This is a genomic window from Streptomyces sp. NPDC042102 (assembly GCF_055582305.1).
Genome location: NZ_JBVJDL010000004.1, coordinates 182,259 through 197,462, shown reverse-complemented (window position 1 = coordinate 197,462; position 15,204 = coordinate 182,259). Strand labels below are relative to the sequence as shown.

The window sequence follows — 15,204 nt, the reverse complement described above, 5'->3', positions numbered from 1 at the left end:
GCCTGTATCCGGCCATTGGTGGAAGGCGGTGGCCGAAAGAAAAGCCCCGCACCCTGAGGGTGCGGGGCCGTTGGGGCGCGTGCGCCTACACGGGGACGGCGACGAACTTCCTGCCCGCCTCGTTCTCGATCACGATCTCCTTGACGTTCTTGGGGTCGACCGCCGCGGATCCGTCCAGCGAGGCGCCCTTGGCCTCGCCGTTCTCCTGGCTGCCCACGACCCAGCCGCCGGCCGTGGTCCGGCTGCCGTCCCGCCCGACCACGACGATGCGGCAGCGCTCGCCCGGCGCGATCCCGGTCACGGCCGCGTGCACGCGGATCCACTGCTTGGCCGGTGTCATCGTCAGGGTCATCCGCGCGCCCGTGGTCGCGTCGGTGGCCGAGGCCGTCTTCGTCCCCGCCGGCGGGGGCGCCGGAGCCGACGCCGAGGGCGGCGGGGGCAGCGCCACGTCCCGGTCGTCGCCGCCGGCCGTCTGTGTGCCGGCCCAGAACACGGCCGCGAGCGAGGCCGCCGCCGCCAGTCCCGCGACCGCCCACTGGCGGCGCCGCGCGCCGCTGCGCTCGCTCCGCATCTGCCGCAGCGTGCGCTGGAGCAGCAGGTCCCCGCCCTCGGGCGGGCCGTCCCAGAACGCCTCGTCGGGCACCTCGCCGAGTGCGGCCTCCATCTCCCGCAATGCCTCCACCTCCCGCCGGCAGTGGACGCACTCGCTCACGTGCTCCGCCACCCGTCGGGCCTCGTCCTCGTCGAGTACGCCGAGGACGTACGGACCGAGGAGTTCCTCCTCGTGCTGCTGCCGGTTCATGCGACCACCTCCCTGAGTCCGGCGGGCTGCTTGGGCCTGCTCGGGCTGCTGCTCTGTTCTCTGAACACCTCGCGCAGGGCCTTGAGCGCGTAGTGCGAGCGCGACTTGACCGTGCCCTCGGGGATGCCGAGGCTGTCGGCCGCCTCGGCCACGCTGTGCTGGCGGTAGTACAACTCCGTCAGGACGTTGCGGTGCTCCGGGGAGAGCTGGTCGAGGGCGCCCAGCACCGTCATGGCGTCCACCACCGCGTCGGCGTGGTCCACCTCCACCGGCACCGTGGCGGGGGAGCCCGCCACCTCCGCCGGGCGGGCCGCCCTGGCACGGTAGCGGTCGGTGATGATGTTGCGGGCGACCGTCAGCAGCCAGCCGCGCACCGAACCCTTGCCGTTGACCAGCACCTCCGAGTGTCGCCAGGCACGGATGAGGGTCTCCTGGACGACGTCCTCGGCGACCGCGCGGTCACCGGTCAGCCGGGTGGCGTAGCCGAGCAGGGCGTTGCCGTGCTCCTCGTACACCGACCTGATCAGCGCTTCATCGGTCGAGCCCCGCCTACTGCGGGGCCACAGTGGTCCGGCCATCTCACCCTCTTTGCTTCGTGCTTCGACGCCTGCGTCGCCCGGTACACGTCACCTCGGCGGCAGGAGTTCACGTGACGCGGCTCACACCCGGCCGCGGTCAGTCGCGGCAGTCGCGGCCCTCGTTGAGGCAGCCGACGATCCCCGCCATCTGCTCGTCCGTCATCACGTTGACGAACATCGCGTGGTCGGTCTTCGGGCTGTGCCGCTGCTCGGGGAAGGAGTCCAGGGCGATCGGTACCCCCGGGGCGAGGTCGTAGGCGAGGGAGATCCGCAGCTGCGGCACTGCGAACGTGCCCCGCGGGCAGACCCCGTTGGCGGCCGGGAAGCGCAGATGGGTGCGGTCCTCGTGTGCCGTGTCCAGGCCGTTCCAGCAGCTGGGGAAGTCCAGGGTGCGCGTCAGGCGCTCACTCCGTGGGCACTTGGGGTATTTCGTGGTGAAGCGGTCCGGACTGCCAGAACACCCCCACCGGGCCCGCACGTCGGCATCGCTGCGCGCGGTGAACGCCACCGCGTCACCGGTGATGGCGCGCAGGAAGCGGGGCATCGGCACCACCTTGCCGACCGGATTGCCCCGGAAGCGCACCGTCACCGCCGCCGGAGCCAGGATCTCACCGGCGTTCCCGTGCCCGGCCGCGTGCTCGAACGGGCGGGTGCCCTGCCGGTCGGTCCGGCGCAGCACCGGCCAGTAGTACGTCGACCGGTCGCCCCCGCGGCAGGTCGTGGCCGCCGCCGCCAGGCTCGCGTCGGTCGACAGGGCGTCGGTGGACAGGTTGCCGACGTACGCGTGGGTGTGGTGCGCCCCGCCCGGCAGACCGGGTGAAACGACCAGGTTGTCCTGGTTGTAGTGCGCCTCCTCGTTACGGCCGCACTCCACGACCGCCGTCCCCGTGGCCGCGTCCGGGCCGGGACGCGGGTCCTGCGGGCCGGGGGCGACGTCGGCGATGTCCACGTACTCCCGGGCCGGTACGGGGCCGCCGGGGGAGGCCTGGTGACGCCCGTCCACCACGGTGGCGCCGAGCACGGCCGCGACCAGACCGCCACCCAGCACCAGGCAGATGATCACAGTGAGCAGTCGGCGTTCTTTCCCCATGCCGGTCACGGTCGCCGCTGCCTGCCACAATCGTCAACCTGACTGGATGTCGGGAGTCCGGATGACGAGAGGGGACGGCTCATGAGCGCCGGTTCGCTGGCACGGACGCAGCGGTCGATGGGGGACCCGGGGATCCACTACCCCCTGTGGCCCCCGCTGCCGCGCGGCTGCCCGAAGACGGCGGGGCCCGGCCTGGTCTTCCCCGTCGAGGTGGACTACGCCTACGCCGACCTGCCGGCCGGCTTCTTCCCGCACGGGGACCCCGCGCCCGGCGGCCTGGACCGCTGGGCCCCGCTGCTGCCGCCGCTCGACGCCCCGGGGCTGGGGGAGGGCGGCACCCCGCTGATCGCCCTCGGCGACGAGGTGTGGATCAAGGACGAGTCGCGCAACCCCACGTGGAGCCACAAGGACCGCCTCAACCGGGTCGCCGTCAGCGCCGCCGTCCACCTGGGCGCCGAGGGCATCGCGGTCGCCTCCTCCGGCAACCACGGTGCCTCCGCGGCCGCGTACGCCGCCCGGGCGGGCCTGCGCTGCATCGTGCTCGCCTCGGCGGGCGCGCCCCCGGCGGTCGCCTCGTTCCTCCAGGCCTACGGGGCCGCGGTGCTGCCCGTCCCGGCCGAGCGCCGCTGGCCGCTGCTGAACGAGATCGCCGACCGGCTCGGCTTCCACACGGTCAGCAACCTCACCCCGACCCACACCGGCCACGCCTTCGGCCCCGAGGGCTACAAGACGATCGCGTACGAGATCCACGCCGACCTCGGCGTCCCGGCGGCCGTGTTCGCCCCCACCGGGTACGGCGAACTGCTCTTCGGCGTCTGGAAGGGCTTCCGCGAACTGCGCGACCTCGGCGTCACCGACCGGGTGCCCCGCATGTACGGCTGCGAGCCCGCCGCCGGCGGCCCCCTGGCCGCGGCGCTGCGCACGGGCGTCCCGGCGGCGGTGGTCCGGGTCGGCGCGACCGACGCGTACGCCATCGACTGCGCGGTCAGCGGCCACCGGGCGGTCCGCGCGGTCCTCGACAGCGGGGGCGGCGCCCTGCTGCTCACCGACACCGAACTGGCCGCCGCCCGCGACACCCTGGCTGGCCAGGGCCTGTGGCCCGAGCTCTCCGCGGCGGCGGGTCTGGCGGGCCACCACCACCTGGCGGCCACCGGCACCCGCTTCGACGGCCCGGTCGTGTGCCTGTCCACCTCCAGCGGCTTCAAGGACCGCCACACGGCCACCACGGGTCTCGACCCGGTCGACCCGACCTGGCCGTCGGTGGCGCGGGCCCTGCGCGAGGCCGGGGTCCTCTAGGTCGTCTCTTTCGGATCTTGCCGGTTAAGCCCGCGTCGTCCGGTGCCGTGCATCGCAAGGCGGAGAGGCTCCCGATTACTGGACGTCCTCGGGTGCCTCGACAACGCGGCGAGGTGCGGTGCCGGGCGGCGCGGGTCAGGAAAGATCCGGAAGAGACGGCCTAGCGGCGCCGGGAGCCCCCGCCACGGAGCGAGGCGGGGGCCGTGCGTACACTCGCTCCTTAATTGGCTGTCGGTCACCACCTCCCGCCGACGAGAATCGAAGCACCACCAACCGGGAGGAAACCCATGAGCCAGGCGACCCTGACTCTGCATGACCTGCTGCCGCCGCAGGAGCTGGCCGCCGCCGTCGAGGCCGGCCACGTCACCCGCAAGTCGCACCCGGACCTGCCGCTGTCCATCTACACCTACACGCGGGCGGCGCAGTACGAGCGGGTCTGGAACCAGGTCACCACGCGCTGCCGCGGCCTCGTCGCCGACGACTCCACCGGCGAGATCGTCGCCCTGCCGCTGCCGAAGTTCTTCAACGTCGGCGAGCACGAGTCCGGACAGCCGTACGCCCCGGCCCTGCCCGACGAGCCGTTCGAGGTCTACGACAAGGTCGACGGCAGCCTGGCGGTGGTCTTCCACTACGCGGGCCGGTGGCGCGTGGCCTCCAAGGGTTCCTTCATCAGCACCCAGGCGACCTGGGCCCAGCGCCGGCTCGACGGCAAGGACACCGGCGCCCTCACCCCCGGCGTGACCTACCTGGCGGAGATCCTCTACCCGCAGAACCGCATCGTCGTCGACTACGGCGACCGCCGCGACCTCGTCCTGCTCGCCGCGTTCGGCCCCGACGGCACCGAGGTCCCGCTCGCCGAGGCCGCCGCCGCGTGGACCGGCATCGGCTCCGTCGTGCGCGTCTGGCCCGCCATGCCGATCGCCGACCTGCTCGCGCTGGCCGAGTCCAACACCCTGCCCGGCGGTGCGGCCGCCACCGGCACCGACGCCGAGGGCTTCGTGCTGCGCTTCGCGTCCGGCGTGCGCGCCAAGGCCAAGCTCGCCGAGTACGTGCGCCTGCACAAGGTGCTCACCGGCGTCACCGAGCGCGACATCTGGCGCAGCCACGGCATCCAGCGCTTCGCCGGCCTGCCGCCCCAGCAGGTCGCCCAGGCACTGGGCTGCTCCGCCGAGGACGTCCTGGCCTCGGGCGGCAAGCCGCTGGACGCGCTGCTGGAGCTGGTCCCCGACGAGTTCGACACCTGGGTGCGCGGGGTCATCGACCGCATCGAGCAGGCCTTCGCCGCGCGCGAGCGGGCCATCGACGAGGCGTACGCACCGCTGGCGCACCTCGGCGCCGACCGCGGCGCGTTCGCCCGCGCGGCGCGCGCCCTGCCCGACGCGAGCCTGCGCGCCACCCTGTTCCTGCGCCTGGACGGGCGCTCCACCGCATTCCTGACGTACCGGTCCGTACGGCCGGAAGCGTCCGACCCGTTCGCCACCGACGAGGAGAACTGATAGCCGTGCCCGTCGTCCACGTCATGACCGGGCTGCCCGCCTCCGGCAAGACCACCGCCGCCCGGCGGCTCCAGGCCGGATCCGAGGGGCGGATACGCCGCGTCAACCTCGACGACCTGCGGAGCATGCTCGACATCCCGGCACCCGAACGCCGGCACTCCTACACCCACGAGCAGACCGTGCTCGCCATCCAGGACGCCGCCGTCCGGGCCGCCGTCGAGGACGGCTTCGACGTGGTCGTCGACAACACCCACCTGACGCCGCACATCCCCAAGCGGCTGAAGGCGGCCGTCGCGGGCCTGGCCACCTTCGTCGTGCACGACTTCACCGACGTGCCCGTGGAGGAGTGCGTGCGCCGCGACGCCGCCCGCCCGCACGCCGTCGGCGAGGAGATCATCCGTATCCTCGCCGAGAAGCACGCCAAGGCCACCAAGGGCGGCTGGCGGCTCACCGCCGAGTGGCTCAACGACGAGGTCCCCGTGGAGCCGTACGTCGCGGACCCGGCGCTGCCCTCCGCCGTGATGTGCGACATCGACGGCACCCTGGCCATCCGCGGGGACCGCGGCCCGTACGACTTCAGCCGCTGCGACGAGGACGTCCTCAACGAGTCGGTGAGCCGGGCGCTGTCCGCCTTCCGGCGCGCCGACGGCGACATCGTCGTGCTGCTGTCGGGCCGCGGCGAGGAGCACCGCGCGAAGACGGAGGAGTGGCTGCGGCGCCACGAGGTGCCCTACGACGAGCTGTGGATGCGCGCCGCCTCCGACGGCCGCCGCGACGACATCGTCAAGGCCGAGCTCTTCGACCGGCACGTACGCCACCGCTACGCGGTCCGGGTCTCGCTCGACGACCGCGACCGGGTGGTCGCCATCTGGCGGCGGATGGGCCTGCCCACCTGGCAGGTCAACTACGGCAACTTCTGAGCCGTGGCCGTGGCCGTGGCCGCCGTCCGGGGCCGCGGCTCCGGGCGACGGCGCCGCGGCCTCAGACGGACTCGGGCTGCGCGTCGGTCACCGGGCCGCCCACACCGCGCAGCAGGTCCCGCTCGCGCGAGGTGAGGACCGGGCCGGCCGGCGGCCGCATCCCCGGCCCCCGCAGCGCGTGCCACATCACCGTGGGCCGTACCAGCCGCTGCCCCTTCTTCTGCAGCGTCATCACGTCGGTGAGGGCCTCGACGACGACGTAGTCACCGGTGGCCGTGAGGATGAGCCGGTCGACGTACCGGGACAGCAGCCGGTCCACGGCGTTCGGCCGGCGCCCGGTCGCGCCGGGGAAGAAGACGTCCTGCCCGGCCGACAGGATCCAGGCGGCGTCCGCCCAGCCGGCCACCGCCTTCTGGGCCCGCCGCGTGAAGCCGGGGCTGCGCACGTCGCCGGACTTCTCCAGCACACCGCGCAGCGCCAGCGGCCCCAGCGCGGCCACGGACATCCCGTGTCCGTACACGGGGTTGAACGCCGCCAGCGCGTCGCCCACCACGACGAACCCGTCCGGCGTGCGTCTGAGACGTTCGAAGTGCCGGCGCCGGTTGACGGTGTTCTTCGCGACCGACACGTCGGAGACCGGCTCGGCGCGCGCCAGGAACTCGCCCACCAGGTCCGCCCGGGCCGCCCTGGCCGCCGTCTCGAAGGCGTCCGGGTCGGCGTCGAGCGCGGCGCCCCGGGTGGCCGACAGGCAGACCCGCCAGCGGCCGCCCTCGATCGGGATGATCGTGGAGACCCGGCCGGGATGCGGCGCCCGCGGATCGGCCTGCACGTTGATGACGGGGAAGTCCACCTCCGCGCCGGCCGGGGGCCGGTAGTCGCGGGTGGCGTACGTGACGCCGGCGTCGACCACCGTCTCCGGCACCGACGGTATCCCGAGCCTGGCCAGCCACTGCGGGGCCCGCGAGCCGCGCCCGGTCGCGTCCACCACCAGCTGGGCCGCCAGGACCTCCTCCGTCCCGTCGGAGCGGCGCAGCAGCACCCCGTCGACCCGGCGGGCGTCACCGAGCAGCCGCAGCGGCTCGGCACCCTCCAGGAACCGGACGGTGGTCCCGCGCCCGGGAGCCTCCAGCAGCTGGGCGCGCACCCCGTGGTCGAGCAGCGCCCGGCTGGCGCCGATCAGGTAGTGCGTCGCGGTGTCCCAGCGGCGGTACCAGCCCCGCGTGGAGTAGGACACCATCCCGGTCGGAATGCCGATGCGGTGCGCGCCGCCCGCCTTCCAGCGCTCCTGCACGCCCGGCAGCAGGGCCTCCATGGCGTCGGCGCCGCCCGACCACAGCACGTGCCCGTGCCGGGCCTGCGGCACCCCGCGGTGCGGCTCAGGTCCCTCGGGGAAGGGGTGCCGCTCGACGACCACGACCTCGTCGACGTGGCCGAGCACGGCCGCCGCGGTGAGCAGCCCCGCCAGTCCGCCGCCGAGGACGACGGCGCGGGTGACGGCGGAGCGCGGTGCGCGGGGCTGGTCGTGCGTCATGAAGGTCTGCTCTCTGTGAGCGCCGCGCCCCGGCGGGCGGCGGCAACCAGGGGTGAGTGGGCCAGGGCGTGGGACATCAGCACCAGGCCGGCGGAGGTCCGGGACGACACGACCACTTGTGTGTCACCGCTCCGCGGCGGGCCCTCGGCTCCACAGGTCCGCCGCAGTTCCCCGGCGGCCGCGAGCATCGCCGCGTCGGCGACGGCGTCGGCCTCGGCCGGGGTGCGGCCCTGCCCGAGCGCGGTGGCGTGGGTCCGCTCGCGCAGGCCCAGGTCGTAGTACGGGGCCAGGGCGAGGATCCCGTCGTGGATGTCGCGCACCCGCTGGATGATCCGCATGTCCAGCGGGGTCCAGCCGCCGGGCAGGGCGTGCGGCTGACCGTCGCCCACGGCCTGCATCTCCCGCCACAGGAACGCCAGCCGCCGGTACTGGCGCAGGCTGCGCCACCGGTCCCCGAGCCGCTGGCCGACCAGCGGGGTCATGAAGCCGATGCCGACCAGGAGCGCGGAGGTGGACGCCAGGTCCGGGGCCACCACGGTGCTCAGGTCGTCCCAGTCGTGGCCCGCCCAGCGGGCGCCGACCGCGCTGAACTTCACGATGTCGTACCCGATGTTGAGCAGATAGCCCACCACGATGATCACCAGACCGGCCCGCAGCGAGCCGCGCACCCGCACCGACCAGCGCGCGCACAGCACCGTCATGGTGAGGGCCGCGACCATGTGGGCGAGGAGGTACAGCACGATCATCTCGCGCATGTACGGGGTGTTCGCGTAGAACGTGTCGAGGTCGCGCAGCCGCTCCTCCGACGCGTCGGCCAGCACGAACAGCGCGATCAGCGCCACGTTGACGGCGGCGTACGCCGCGATGCAGGAACGCACCTGGCGCCGCGTGACCCGCTCGTCGCGGTTGCCGCGCCACTGGATCAGCAGCACCAGGCAGCAGCCCGAGAACGAGCTGAGCACGCAGTACACCAGCGGCGCGGCGACGTTGGGGATGCCGGTCCAGCGGTTGACGGCGGCGATGCTGGGCGGTGAGGCCGTGAAGAACACCAGGCTCGCCACGAACAGCAGGGCGCACACGGTGCGCTGGAGCATGTCGTTCCAGTTCCGCAGCAGGGCGGGCACCTTCAGGACGAACGCCGCGAGCAGCACCAGGCCCATGGCGTAGAAGGTCAGATCCTCGTTCATCGGGGGTTTCGGGGTCCTTCCGCGTCAGTTCTTGCCACGGAAGGCCGCGTCGATGCGCCCTGCCAGGCCCTCGGCGGGCGCCCGGTGCGGATCGGCCTCGACGAACCGGTGGAACTGCCGCCCGAACAGCGCGCCGAAGTGCTCCGCGCGCTGCTCCGCCAGCTCGTCGAAGCCGGTGCGCGCCGCGGCGCTGCGTACGGCCTCGTCGACGTCCGTGCCACCGCCGATCACCTGGGCGGCGGCGATCGCCGCCGGGTCGCTGTGGTCCTGGCACGGGGCGAAGAACATGTGCCCCAGTTCGTGACCGAGGATGTGCAGCTTGTGCTGGGGCGCGGTGTTGCGCTCCACCACGATCAGGTCGCGGTCGGTCATGTCCAGCCAGACCCCGCTGGCCACGCCCGCGGGGAAGGCCGCCTCGATGATCTGCACGGGGCGGCCCCGGAACTCCTCGGAGGACAGGATCCGTTCCATCTCCCGGAAGAGATCGGTCGTCTCCGCCGGTCCCGGCGGCAGCGCGACCCGCGCCGCGAGCTTCCTGTTCAGAGCCCGCATCTTCCTGTTCTGCGCACGGATCCCGGCAGCCCTCACGACTGCCCAGCCAGTCCTTCGCACGGCCGCTACTCCTCTTCGTCCTTGAGTACCTGCGCCACGAACGCGTCGAGAACCGCCAGCGCCGTACGCAGGTTCTCGTCCGAGAGCTTCGCCATCGACCGCAGCGCGAACGGCCGGTCGCCGAGGAACTGCAGCCGGGCGGCGAGCGGGTCCGCCCCGCCGCTCTCGAGCTCCTTCACCCTCGGTTCCAGGCAGTCGATCAGGGCCCGTTCCGGGGTCCTGGTCAGGAAACCGCTGCCGCCGACCTTGAAGAGGTCCTCGAGGGCGAGGGCGTGCAGCAGATTGGGGATCTGGATCTTGGTGTGGTCGACCTGGTGGAACAGCGAGCTGATGCGCTGCCGGCTGAGTCCGACGGCGGCCGCGATCTCCTCGATGCCGTGCGGGTCGCCGTTGTCCTTGCGGCGGTTCTCCCGCAGCCACTTCAGGCGGTACATCACCCGCAGCTTGATGGCCTGTTCCTGCGGATCGTCCTCGCCCGCGGCCAGCCACTCCTTCGGCCACTCCGCGACCCGCCGGCCCGCCAGCAGTCTGCGTACCTGCTCGGGCGGCACCGCGGTGGCCGCCGAGAGGGCCGCGGCGTCCAGGATCGACGACGGGTCCACCTCCGCCCGCGCCGCGAGCTCCTCGACGCGGGCCACCAGCCCGGCGAGTTCGGCGGCGTCGGCCTCCCGGCCGTCGGCCTGGCCCTGCCCCTGCCCTGCTCCCCGCACGCTGCCCCCTTCGTCGACTGCACGTCGAGCGTGCGGAGCTTAGCGCCCTGACCAGGGCTTTAGCTAGGGGAGGTCAAGAAAATACGACGTGGACGCCTGCATACTTGACGGTACGTCGGGTGTCCGTCGCCGAGCGTGGATCATCCGTCGACCGTCCGTACCCGAACCGGGCGCGGACGGCCGACGGATCCGCGGCGGCCGCCGGGGAAGGGACGTCAGCCGCCCAGGCGGGCGACGGCGGCCACCAGCCGGTCCCAGAAGAGCCCGGTGTCCAGGGTGACGGCGACCTGCGCGTTCACCGGCCGGTCCAGGTAGCGGTGGGGGTCCACGACGGTGGCTCCGCGGGTGTACTCCCCGCGCAGTTCCACCACCACGTTCGCCGGGACACAGGTCACGATCGCCGAATCGATGACCCGGGCCACGGCGACCGGATCGTGCAGCGGCGGGTGCTCGAAGCCCCACAGCCGGCGGTACGTCGACCCGAAGTACGTCAGCAGCCCGGCGCACGTGCGGCCCAGTTCCGTACCGAGCCCCTCCAGGCGGGCGACCACCTCGGGGGTGGCCAGCGCCTGGTGGGTGACGTTGAGCCCGCACATGGTGACCGGGACGTCGCTGCGGAAGACGATGTCCGCGGCCTCCGGGTCCGCGTAGATGTTGAACTCGGCGGCCGGGGTCCGGTTGCCCCGCTCCGTGGAGCCGCCCATGAGGACGATCTCGCGGATCCGGGCCGCGTCCTCGGGATAGCGCGTCAGCAGCAGCGCGATGTTGGTCAGCGGCGCGGTCGGCACCAGGGTGACCGGTTCGGGGTGCCGGGTGAGGATCCGGTGGATCAGGTCGACGGCGTGCTCGGGCACCACGTCCACCGTCGGCTCCGGGAACCCCGGGCCGTCCAGGCCGCTCTCGCCGTGCACGTCGTCCGCCACGCGCAGCGGCTGCACCAGCGGCCGGTCGCAGCCGGCCGCGATCGGCACCCCGGTGATGCCGGCGACGGTGCACACCCGGCGGGCGTTCAGCGTGGTCTTCGCCAGGGTCTGGTTGCCCGCGACGGTGGTGATGGCGAGCAGGTCGACGGCCGGATCGCCGGCGGCCAGCATGATCGCGAGCGCGTCGTCGTGGCCGGGGTCGCAGTCGATGACGACCGGGACGGGTGCGTTCACCGCCCGCCTCCGGTGGTGGCGCCGTCGTGGTCGTAGCGGTCGAGGAGCGCCGCGAGGTAGTCCTCCAGGCGGGCCGTGAGCACCGCGGGGGTCAGGTCCGTGCGCCCCAGTTCCCGCCATGGCACGGCCACCTTCTCGGCGTCCGGCGCGAAGGCGAGCGCGTCCAGCAGCCGCCAGTGGAGGTGGTCGCGGGCACGTGCGGACAGCTGTCCGCCGGCCGCCCGGTAGGTGTCCGCGAAGGCCAGGCCCGCCGGGACGCCGTGCAGCAGGGCCAGGGTGGTCGCGCAGTGCGCCACGTCGAGGTCGGCCGGGCCCCAGGAGGTCTCGACCCAGTCCACGACCCCGCTGATCGCCAGGTCCGCGCCGGCGCCGGTGAACAGCACGTTGCCGGGGTGGAAGTCACGGTGCAGGAACTGCGGGCGGTGGGCGGGCGGTTCGCGCCGGATCACGTCCACGGCACGCCGCCATGTCCCGGGCCGGTCGGTCCCCGCGGGGATCCGTACGCGATCGGGCGCGGTCCACGCCTCGTACGCCCGCGGCCGGTCCGGCGGTGCGACGTCCAGCGAGTGGACGCGGACCAGCTGGCGGGCCAGCAGCCCGGCGCGCCGCTCGGCGTCCGCGGCGTCCAGACGTACGGAGCCGGGCAGTTCGGTCATCAGCAGCGACGGGTGGTCGCAGTGCGCGGCGTGGGCGTCGAGGGCCACCGGACGGGCGGCGGGTATGCCCGCCGGCGTGCGGTGCAGCAGGTCCAGGACGGCCATCTCGCGGCCGAGCATCGCGGGCGCGTGCGCGGCGTAGAAGGGTTTGACGAAGGAGCGCAGGACCAGCGCGCGCGGGCCGTCGGGGCCGGTCAGGCGCAGCCGGCGCATCCGTGAGGTCCAGCCGCCGCGCAGCGGCTCGGCCGCCACGATCCGCTCACCGGGCCGGAGCCGGGTCCCGGCCCAGGCGAGCGTGTCCGCCCAGCCGTCCGCTTCCGTAGGTCGCGCGTCCAGTAATCCGTTGGATTCCATGGGGCGAACATACCGGGCGGCCGGGCGGATTCACGGGCGTACCGCCGACTACTCGATCACCAGCTCGACGGGGATGTTGCCGCGGGTGGCCTTGGAGTAGGGGCAGACCTCGTGGGCCTGCTTGACCAGCAGGGCGCCGGTCTCGCCCGCGAGGGACTCGGGGAGCTCGACGCGCAGGGTGACGGCGAGCGCGAAGCCGCCGGTGGCGTCCTTGCCGATGGAGGTCTCCGCGGTGACCGAGACCTCGCTGGTGTCGACCTTGGCCTGCCGGCCGACCAGGCCGAGCGCGCTGGCGAAGCAGGCCGCGTAGCCGGCGGCGAAGAGCTGCTCGGGGTTGGTGCCCTGACCGTTGCCGCCGAGGGCCGGGGGCATGGCGAGGGCGAGGTCGATCTGGCCGTCGGAGCTGACGGCGCGGCCCTCGCGGCCGTTGGCGGTGGCGACAGCGGTGTACAGCGCGTCCATCGGAGGTGTTCCTCTCGCAGGGGGAGCCGGGGGTTCCGGCGGCGGCCGGTCGGCTGCCGCTCCTCAATAAGAGCACACAATTGAGTTGTGCGCAATTGAATGGCTCGCAGTGTGCTCGAGGTAGACTGGAGCGCATGACCGAGCAGCGGACCATCCCCCTCACCGACCAGGACCTCCTGCGCCTCGACCGGCAGATCTGCTTCTCGCTGAACGCGGCGGGACGCGCCTTCGGGGGTCTGTACCGGATCGTGCTGAAGGACCTCGGGCTCACCTACCCGCAGTACCTGGTGATGCTGGTGCTCTGGGAGCACGGCGAGCTGCCGGTCAAGGACATCGGCGGCCACCTGCGGCTCGACTCCGGCACCCTGTCCCCGCTGCTCAAGCGCCTGGAGACGGCCGGCCTGGTCCGCCGTGAGCGCAGCACCGAGGACGAGCGGTCGGTGCACGCCCGGCTGACCGAGGAGGGCGTGGCCCTGCGCGAGCGGGCCGCCCGGGTCCCGCGCCGCATCGCGGCGGCCACCGGCTACGAGCTGGAGGAGATCCGCGACCTCCAGACACGGCTGGACCGCCTGACGGCAGCCCTGGACGCGGCGGCGGCCGAGCTCTGAGGGGGCTGGCGGGGGCGGTGGGTTCGACCGGGCCGGTGGGTTCGACGGAGTGGCCGGGCCGGTGGTCCGGCGGACCTGGCCGGGCCTACGGGTAGGACCGGGCCGGTGGGTCGGACCGGGCCGGTGGGTCCGGCGGACGGCCCGGGCGGGGCGAGGGCGGCGGCCCTCAGTCGTCGTCGCCGTCCTTCGGCGTGAGCGCCGAGACCTCGTACGCGAGGGCGGCCGGGACCGTGGTGTCCACGGCCCGGACGACCCGGTCGCATCCGCTGTACTTCTCCGGCGAGAGCGCGATCACGCAGCCGGACGCCCCGAACAGCGTCCGGTCCGTCCCGTCCCGCTCCACGCCCACGACCTCGTCGAACGGTATGACGTGCAGCCGTCCGTCACCGTCGGTCTCCGCGATCCCGGACGCGGTCAGGACCAGCCGGGACCGGCGTGCCCCGCCGTACAGGGCGCGGGCCAGCAGCGGCGGGCGGAACACCTCGCCGGCCGGCAGCGCGGCGTCCGCGCAGCAGCCGCCCCGCGGCAGAGGGTTCCCGTCCGGACCGGTCAGCCGCGGCTCGACCTCCGGAGCCACCGCCAGCCGTGCCGAGGCCATGGCCCGCGCGAAGGCGTCGCGCACATCCTCGGGCGTCACGGCCCGCAGGGCCCGCAGCCGGGCCGCGTGGTCGCGGAAGGGCAGCCCGAACAGCTCGGCCGCGGCGGCCCGGTCCAGCTCGGCCTCGACGGCGCGCGGATCCTCGAATGCCTCCCGGAAGCCCTCGATCTCCTCGGCGAGCTCCTCGGCGGAGGGCACCTCACGGCTCAGGCGCAGGGCCTCCGTCCACAGCAGCTCCGCGATCTCCGCGTGCCGGCCGGGGCGGGCGTCGAGCCAGACCACGGTGTCGGTCACCAGGTCGTGGCGCAGGCTGGAGTCGAACTGCACGGCGTAGCTCAGGCCGCGGCGGTGGCGGGCGAGTTCGGTGAGCCGGTGCTCCAGGACGGCGTAGCCGAGGGCGGCGGCCGCCGAGTCCACGGGACCCGCCAGCGCGAGGGCGGCGCCCTCGATCGGCGCCTCGTCCCAGGACGCGCCGTCGGGGCCGACGGTCACGGCCGGGGCCGTACGGCGGGGCGGCCGGCCCTCCGGCAGCGGGAGCCGCAGGCCCTCGGGCGGCGGGCCGGTGAGCACCAGGACGGCGTTGCCGCGGGTGAAGTGGGCGGCGGCGTGCCGGCGCACGATGTCCGCGTCGAGCCGGTCGTACCCGGGCCCCACGTACGGCGCCAGGCCCGCCCCCTGGGCACCGAGCCGCTGGTTGAGCAGCACGGCGGCGGCCATGAAGGTGGGGGAGGAGGCCTCGGCGGTCAGCACCCCGGCCTCGTGCTCGATGCGGTCGAGGGGCAGGTCGGAGAGAGCCGCGCAGACCGTGGCGAGGAAGGCGACGATCTGCTCGGGACGGCCGGAGGCCGCGAAACGGGTGGCCTCCAGGTCGACGGAGGCGTTGTGCTCGTGGTGCAGCCGGGGCAGCGTGCTCATCGCGAGGTGCTCGATGAGATGGGTGACGCCGAGCGTACGGAACGTCTCGTCCCGGACCCCGCATCCGAAGACCAGCTCGGCACGGAGCGGAGCCGGGCCGGGGGCCCAGAGAACGGTGACGCCGTCGACGAGGGTGCGCTGCATGCGGCAGACCCTACCTACGGCACCCCCGCCCCCGAAGCCGGGGTCCCCCGAGCCCTGCCACGACACCGCCCCGGCAGGCGAGCACCCA

Annotated in this window: 15 protein-coding genes; 4 read left to right on the top strand and 11 right to left on the bottom strand. The window is 73.8% G+C overall.

What is annotated here, in order from left to right; translation table 11 throughout:
* Positions 1–85 precede the first annotated feature (85 nt).
* From ACZ6KO_RS19095 to ACZ6KO_RS19085, 3 genes are all read right to left on the bottom strand, one after another.
* Positions 86–802 carry an anti-sigma factor family protein gene (locus tag ACZ6KO_RS19095; RefSeq protein ID WP_469305151.1) on the bottom strand — a complete coding sequence of 239 codons (717 nt, stop codon included), beginning with the start codon at positions 800–802 and terminating at the stop codon, positions 86–88.
* Positions 799–1,380 carry a sigma-70 family RNA polymerase sigma factor gene (locus ACZ6KO_RS19090; RefSeq protein ID WP_401447079.1) on the bottom strand — a complete coding sequence of 194 codons (582 nt, stop codon included), beginning with the start codon at positions 1,378–1,380 and terminating at the stop codon, positions 799–801. Before ACZ6KO_RS19090 ends, ACZ6KO_RS19095 begins: the two co-directional genes overlap by 4 nt.
* Positions 1,381–1,477: 97 nt before the next feature.
* Positions 1,478–2,470, bottom strand: a complete 993-nt coding sequence (locus tag ACZ6KO_RS19085; protein ID WP_469305150.1) for a DUF1996 domain-containing protein — start codon at positions 2,468–2,470, stop codon at positions 1,478–1,480.
* Positions 2,471–2,551: 81 nt separating this feature from the next.
* Here ACZ6KO_RS19085 and ACZ6KO_RS19080 point away from each other — a divergent pair, with 81 nt between their 5' ends.
* The 3 genes from ACZ6KO_RS19080 (at position 2,552) to ACZ6KO_RS19070 (ending at position 6,182) form a co-directional block, all read left to right on the top strand.
* The gene (locus ACZ6KO_RS19080; protein WP_469305149.1) at positions 2,552–3,766 is read left to right on the top strand and encodes a threonine synthase; all 1,215 of its coding nucleotides are present in this window, start codon (positions 2,552–2,554) and stop codon (positions 3,764–3,766) included.
* Positions 3,767–4,053: 287 nt separating this feature from the next.
* On the top strand, positions 4,054–5,262 hold the full coding sequence (locus ACZ6KO_RS19075; RefSeq protein WP_469305148.1) for an RNA ligase: 1,209 nt from the start codon (positions 4,054–4,056) through the stop codon (positions 5,260–5,262).
* A 5-nt stretch (positions 5,263–5,267) separates the two neighbouring features.
* Positions 5,268–6,182, top strand: a complete 915-nt coding sequence (locus tag ACZ6KO_RS19070; RefSeq protein ID WP_469305147.1) for a phosphatase domain-containing protein — start codon at positions 5,268–5,270, stop codon at positions 6,180–6,182.
* Between the two features lie 61 nt (positions 6,183–6,243).
* On the opposite strand, the gene ACZ6KO_RS19065 is transcribed toward ACZ6KO_RS19070, so the two are convergent.
* From ACZ6KO_RS19065 to ACZ6KO_RS19035, 7 genes are all read right to left on the bottom strand, one after another.
* Entirely contained in the window at positions 6,244–7,713 is a 1,470-nt protein-coding gene (locus ACZ6KO_RS19065) for an NAD(P)/FAD-dependent oxidoreductase (RefSeq protein WP_469305146.1), read from the bottom strand.
* Complete coding sequence (locus ACZ6KO_RS19060; RefSeq protein WP_469305145.1) at positions 7,710–8,900, bottom strand: MAB_1171c family putative transporter; 1,191 nt, start codon at positions 8,898–8,900, stop codon at positions 7,710–7,712. Before ACZ6KO_RS19060 ends, ACZ6KO_RS19065 begins: the two co-directional genes overlap by 4 nt.
* 24 nt (positions 8,901–8,924) lie before the next feature.
* On the bottom strand, positions 8,925–9,452 hold the full coding sequence (locus tag ACZ6KO_RS19055) for a toxin-antitoxin system, toxin component (protein ID WP_469305144.1): 528 nt from the start codon (positions 9,450–9,452) through the stop codon (positions 8,925–8,927).
* A 65-nt stretch (positions 9,453–9,517) separates the two neighbouring features.
* Positions 9,518–10,222, bottom strand: coding sequence for a hypothetical protein (locus ACZ6KO_RS19050; RefSeq protein WP_469305143.1), 705 nt, complete (start codon positions 10,220–10,222; stop codon positions 9,518–9,520).
* 215 nt (positions 10,223–10,437) lie between these two features.
* The gene (locus ACZ6KO_RS19045; RefSeq protein WP_469305142.1) at positions 10,438–11,379 is read right to left on the bottom strand and encodes a nucleoside hydrolase; all 942 of its coding nucleotides are present in this window, start codon (positions 11,377–11,379) and stop codon (positions 10,438–10,440) included.
* Positions 11,376–12,389, bottom strand: a complete 1,014-nt coding sequence (locus ACZ6KO_RS19040; RefSeq protein ID WP_469305141.1) for a phosphotransferase family protein — start codon at positions 12,387–12,389, stop codon at positions 11,376–11,378. Before ACZ6KO_RS19040 ends, ACZ6KO_RS19045 begins: the two co-directional genes overlap by 4 nt.
* A 48-nt stretch (positions 12,390–12,437) precedes the next feature.
* Positions 12,438–12,851 (bottom strand): organic hydroperoxide resistance protein, encoded by a 414-nt coding sequence (locus ACZ6KO_RS19035; protein ID WP_469305140.1) that lies wholly within the window; start codon positions 12,849–12,851, stop codon positions 12,438–12,440.
* Positions 12,852–12,985: 134 nt separating this feature from the next.
* Between ACZ6KO_RS19035 and ACZ6KO_RS19030 the strand changes: the two genes are divergently transcribed.
* Positions 12,986–13,459 (top strand): MarR family winged helix-turn-helix transcriptional regulator, encoded by a 474-nt coding sequence (locus tag ACZ6KO_RS19030; RefSeq protein ID WP_469305139.1) that lies wholly within the window; start codon positions 12,986–12,988, stop codon positions 13,457–13,459.
* 166 nt (positions 13,460–13,625) lie between these two features.
* On the opposite strand, the gene ACZ6KO_RS19025 is transcribed toward ACZ6KO_RS19030, so the two are convergent.
* On the bottom strand, positions 13,626–15,116 hold the full coding sequence (locus tag ACZ6KO_RS19025) for a M16 family metallopeptidase (protein WP_469305138.1): 1,491 nt from the start codon (positions 15,114–15,116) through the stop codon (positions 13,626–13,628).
* Positions 15,117–15,204: the final 88 nt, after the last annotated feature.

Bases quoted from the DNA above. Each gene is read 5' to 3' on its own strand.
- ACZ6KO_RS19095 (WP_469305151.1), bottom strand. From the start codon at position 802: ATGAACCGGCAGCAGCACGAGGAGGAACTCCTCGGTCCGTACGTCCTC.
- ACZ6KO_RS19090 (WP_401447079.1), bottom strand. From the start codon at position 1,380: ATGGCCGGACCACTGTGGCCCCGCAGTAGGCGGGGCTCGACCGATGAA.
- ACZ6KO_RS19085 (WP_469305150.1), bottom strand. From the start codon at position 2,470: ATGGGGAAAGAACGCCGACTGCTCACTGTGATCATCTGCCTGGTGCTG.
- ACZ6KO_RS19080 (WP_469305149.1), top strand. From the start codon at position 2,552: ATGAGCGCCGGTTCGCTGGCACGGACGCAGCGGTCGATGGGGGACCCG.
- ACZ6KO_RS19075 (WP_469305148.1), top strand. From the start codon at position 4,054: ATGAGCCAGGCGACCCTGACTCTGCATGACCTGCTGCCGCCGCAGGAG.
- ACZ6KO_RS19065 (WP_469305146.1), bottom strand. From the start codon at position 7,713: ATGACGCACGACCAGCCCCGCGCACCGCGCTCCGCCGTCACCCGCGCC.
- ACZ6KO_RS19060 (WP_469305145.1), bottom strand. From the start codon at position 8,900: ATGAACGAGGATCTGACCTTCTACGCCATGGGCCTGGTGCTGCTCGCG.
- ACZ6KO_RS19055 (WP_469305144.1), bottom strand. From the start codon at position 9,452: ATGCGGGCTCTGAACAGGAAGCTCGCGGCGCGGGTCGCGCTGCCGCCG.
- ACZ6KO_RS19040 (WP_469305141.1), bottom strand. From the start codon at position 12,389: ATGGAATCCAACGGATTACTGGACGCGCGACCTACGGAAGCGGACGGC.
- ACZ6KO_RS19035 (WP_469305140.1), bottom strand. From the start codon at position 12,851: ATGGACGCGCTGTACACCGCTGTCGCCACCGCCAACGGCCGCGAGGGC.
- ACZ6KO_RS19030 (WP_469305139.1), top strand. From the start codon at position 12,986: ATGACCGAGCAGCGGACCATCCCCCTCACCGACCAGGACCTCCTGCGC.
- ACZ6KO_RS19025 (WP_469305138.1), bottom strand. From the start codon at position 15,116: ATGCAGCGCACCCTCGTCGACGGCGTCACCGTTCTCTGGGCCCCCGGC.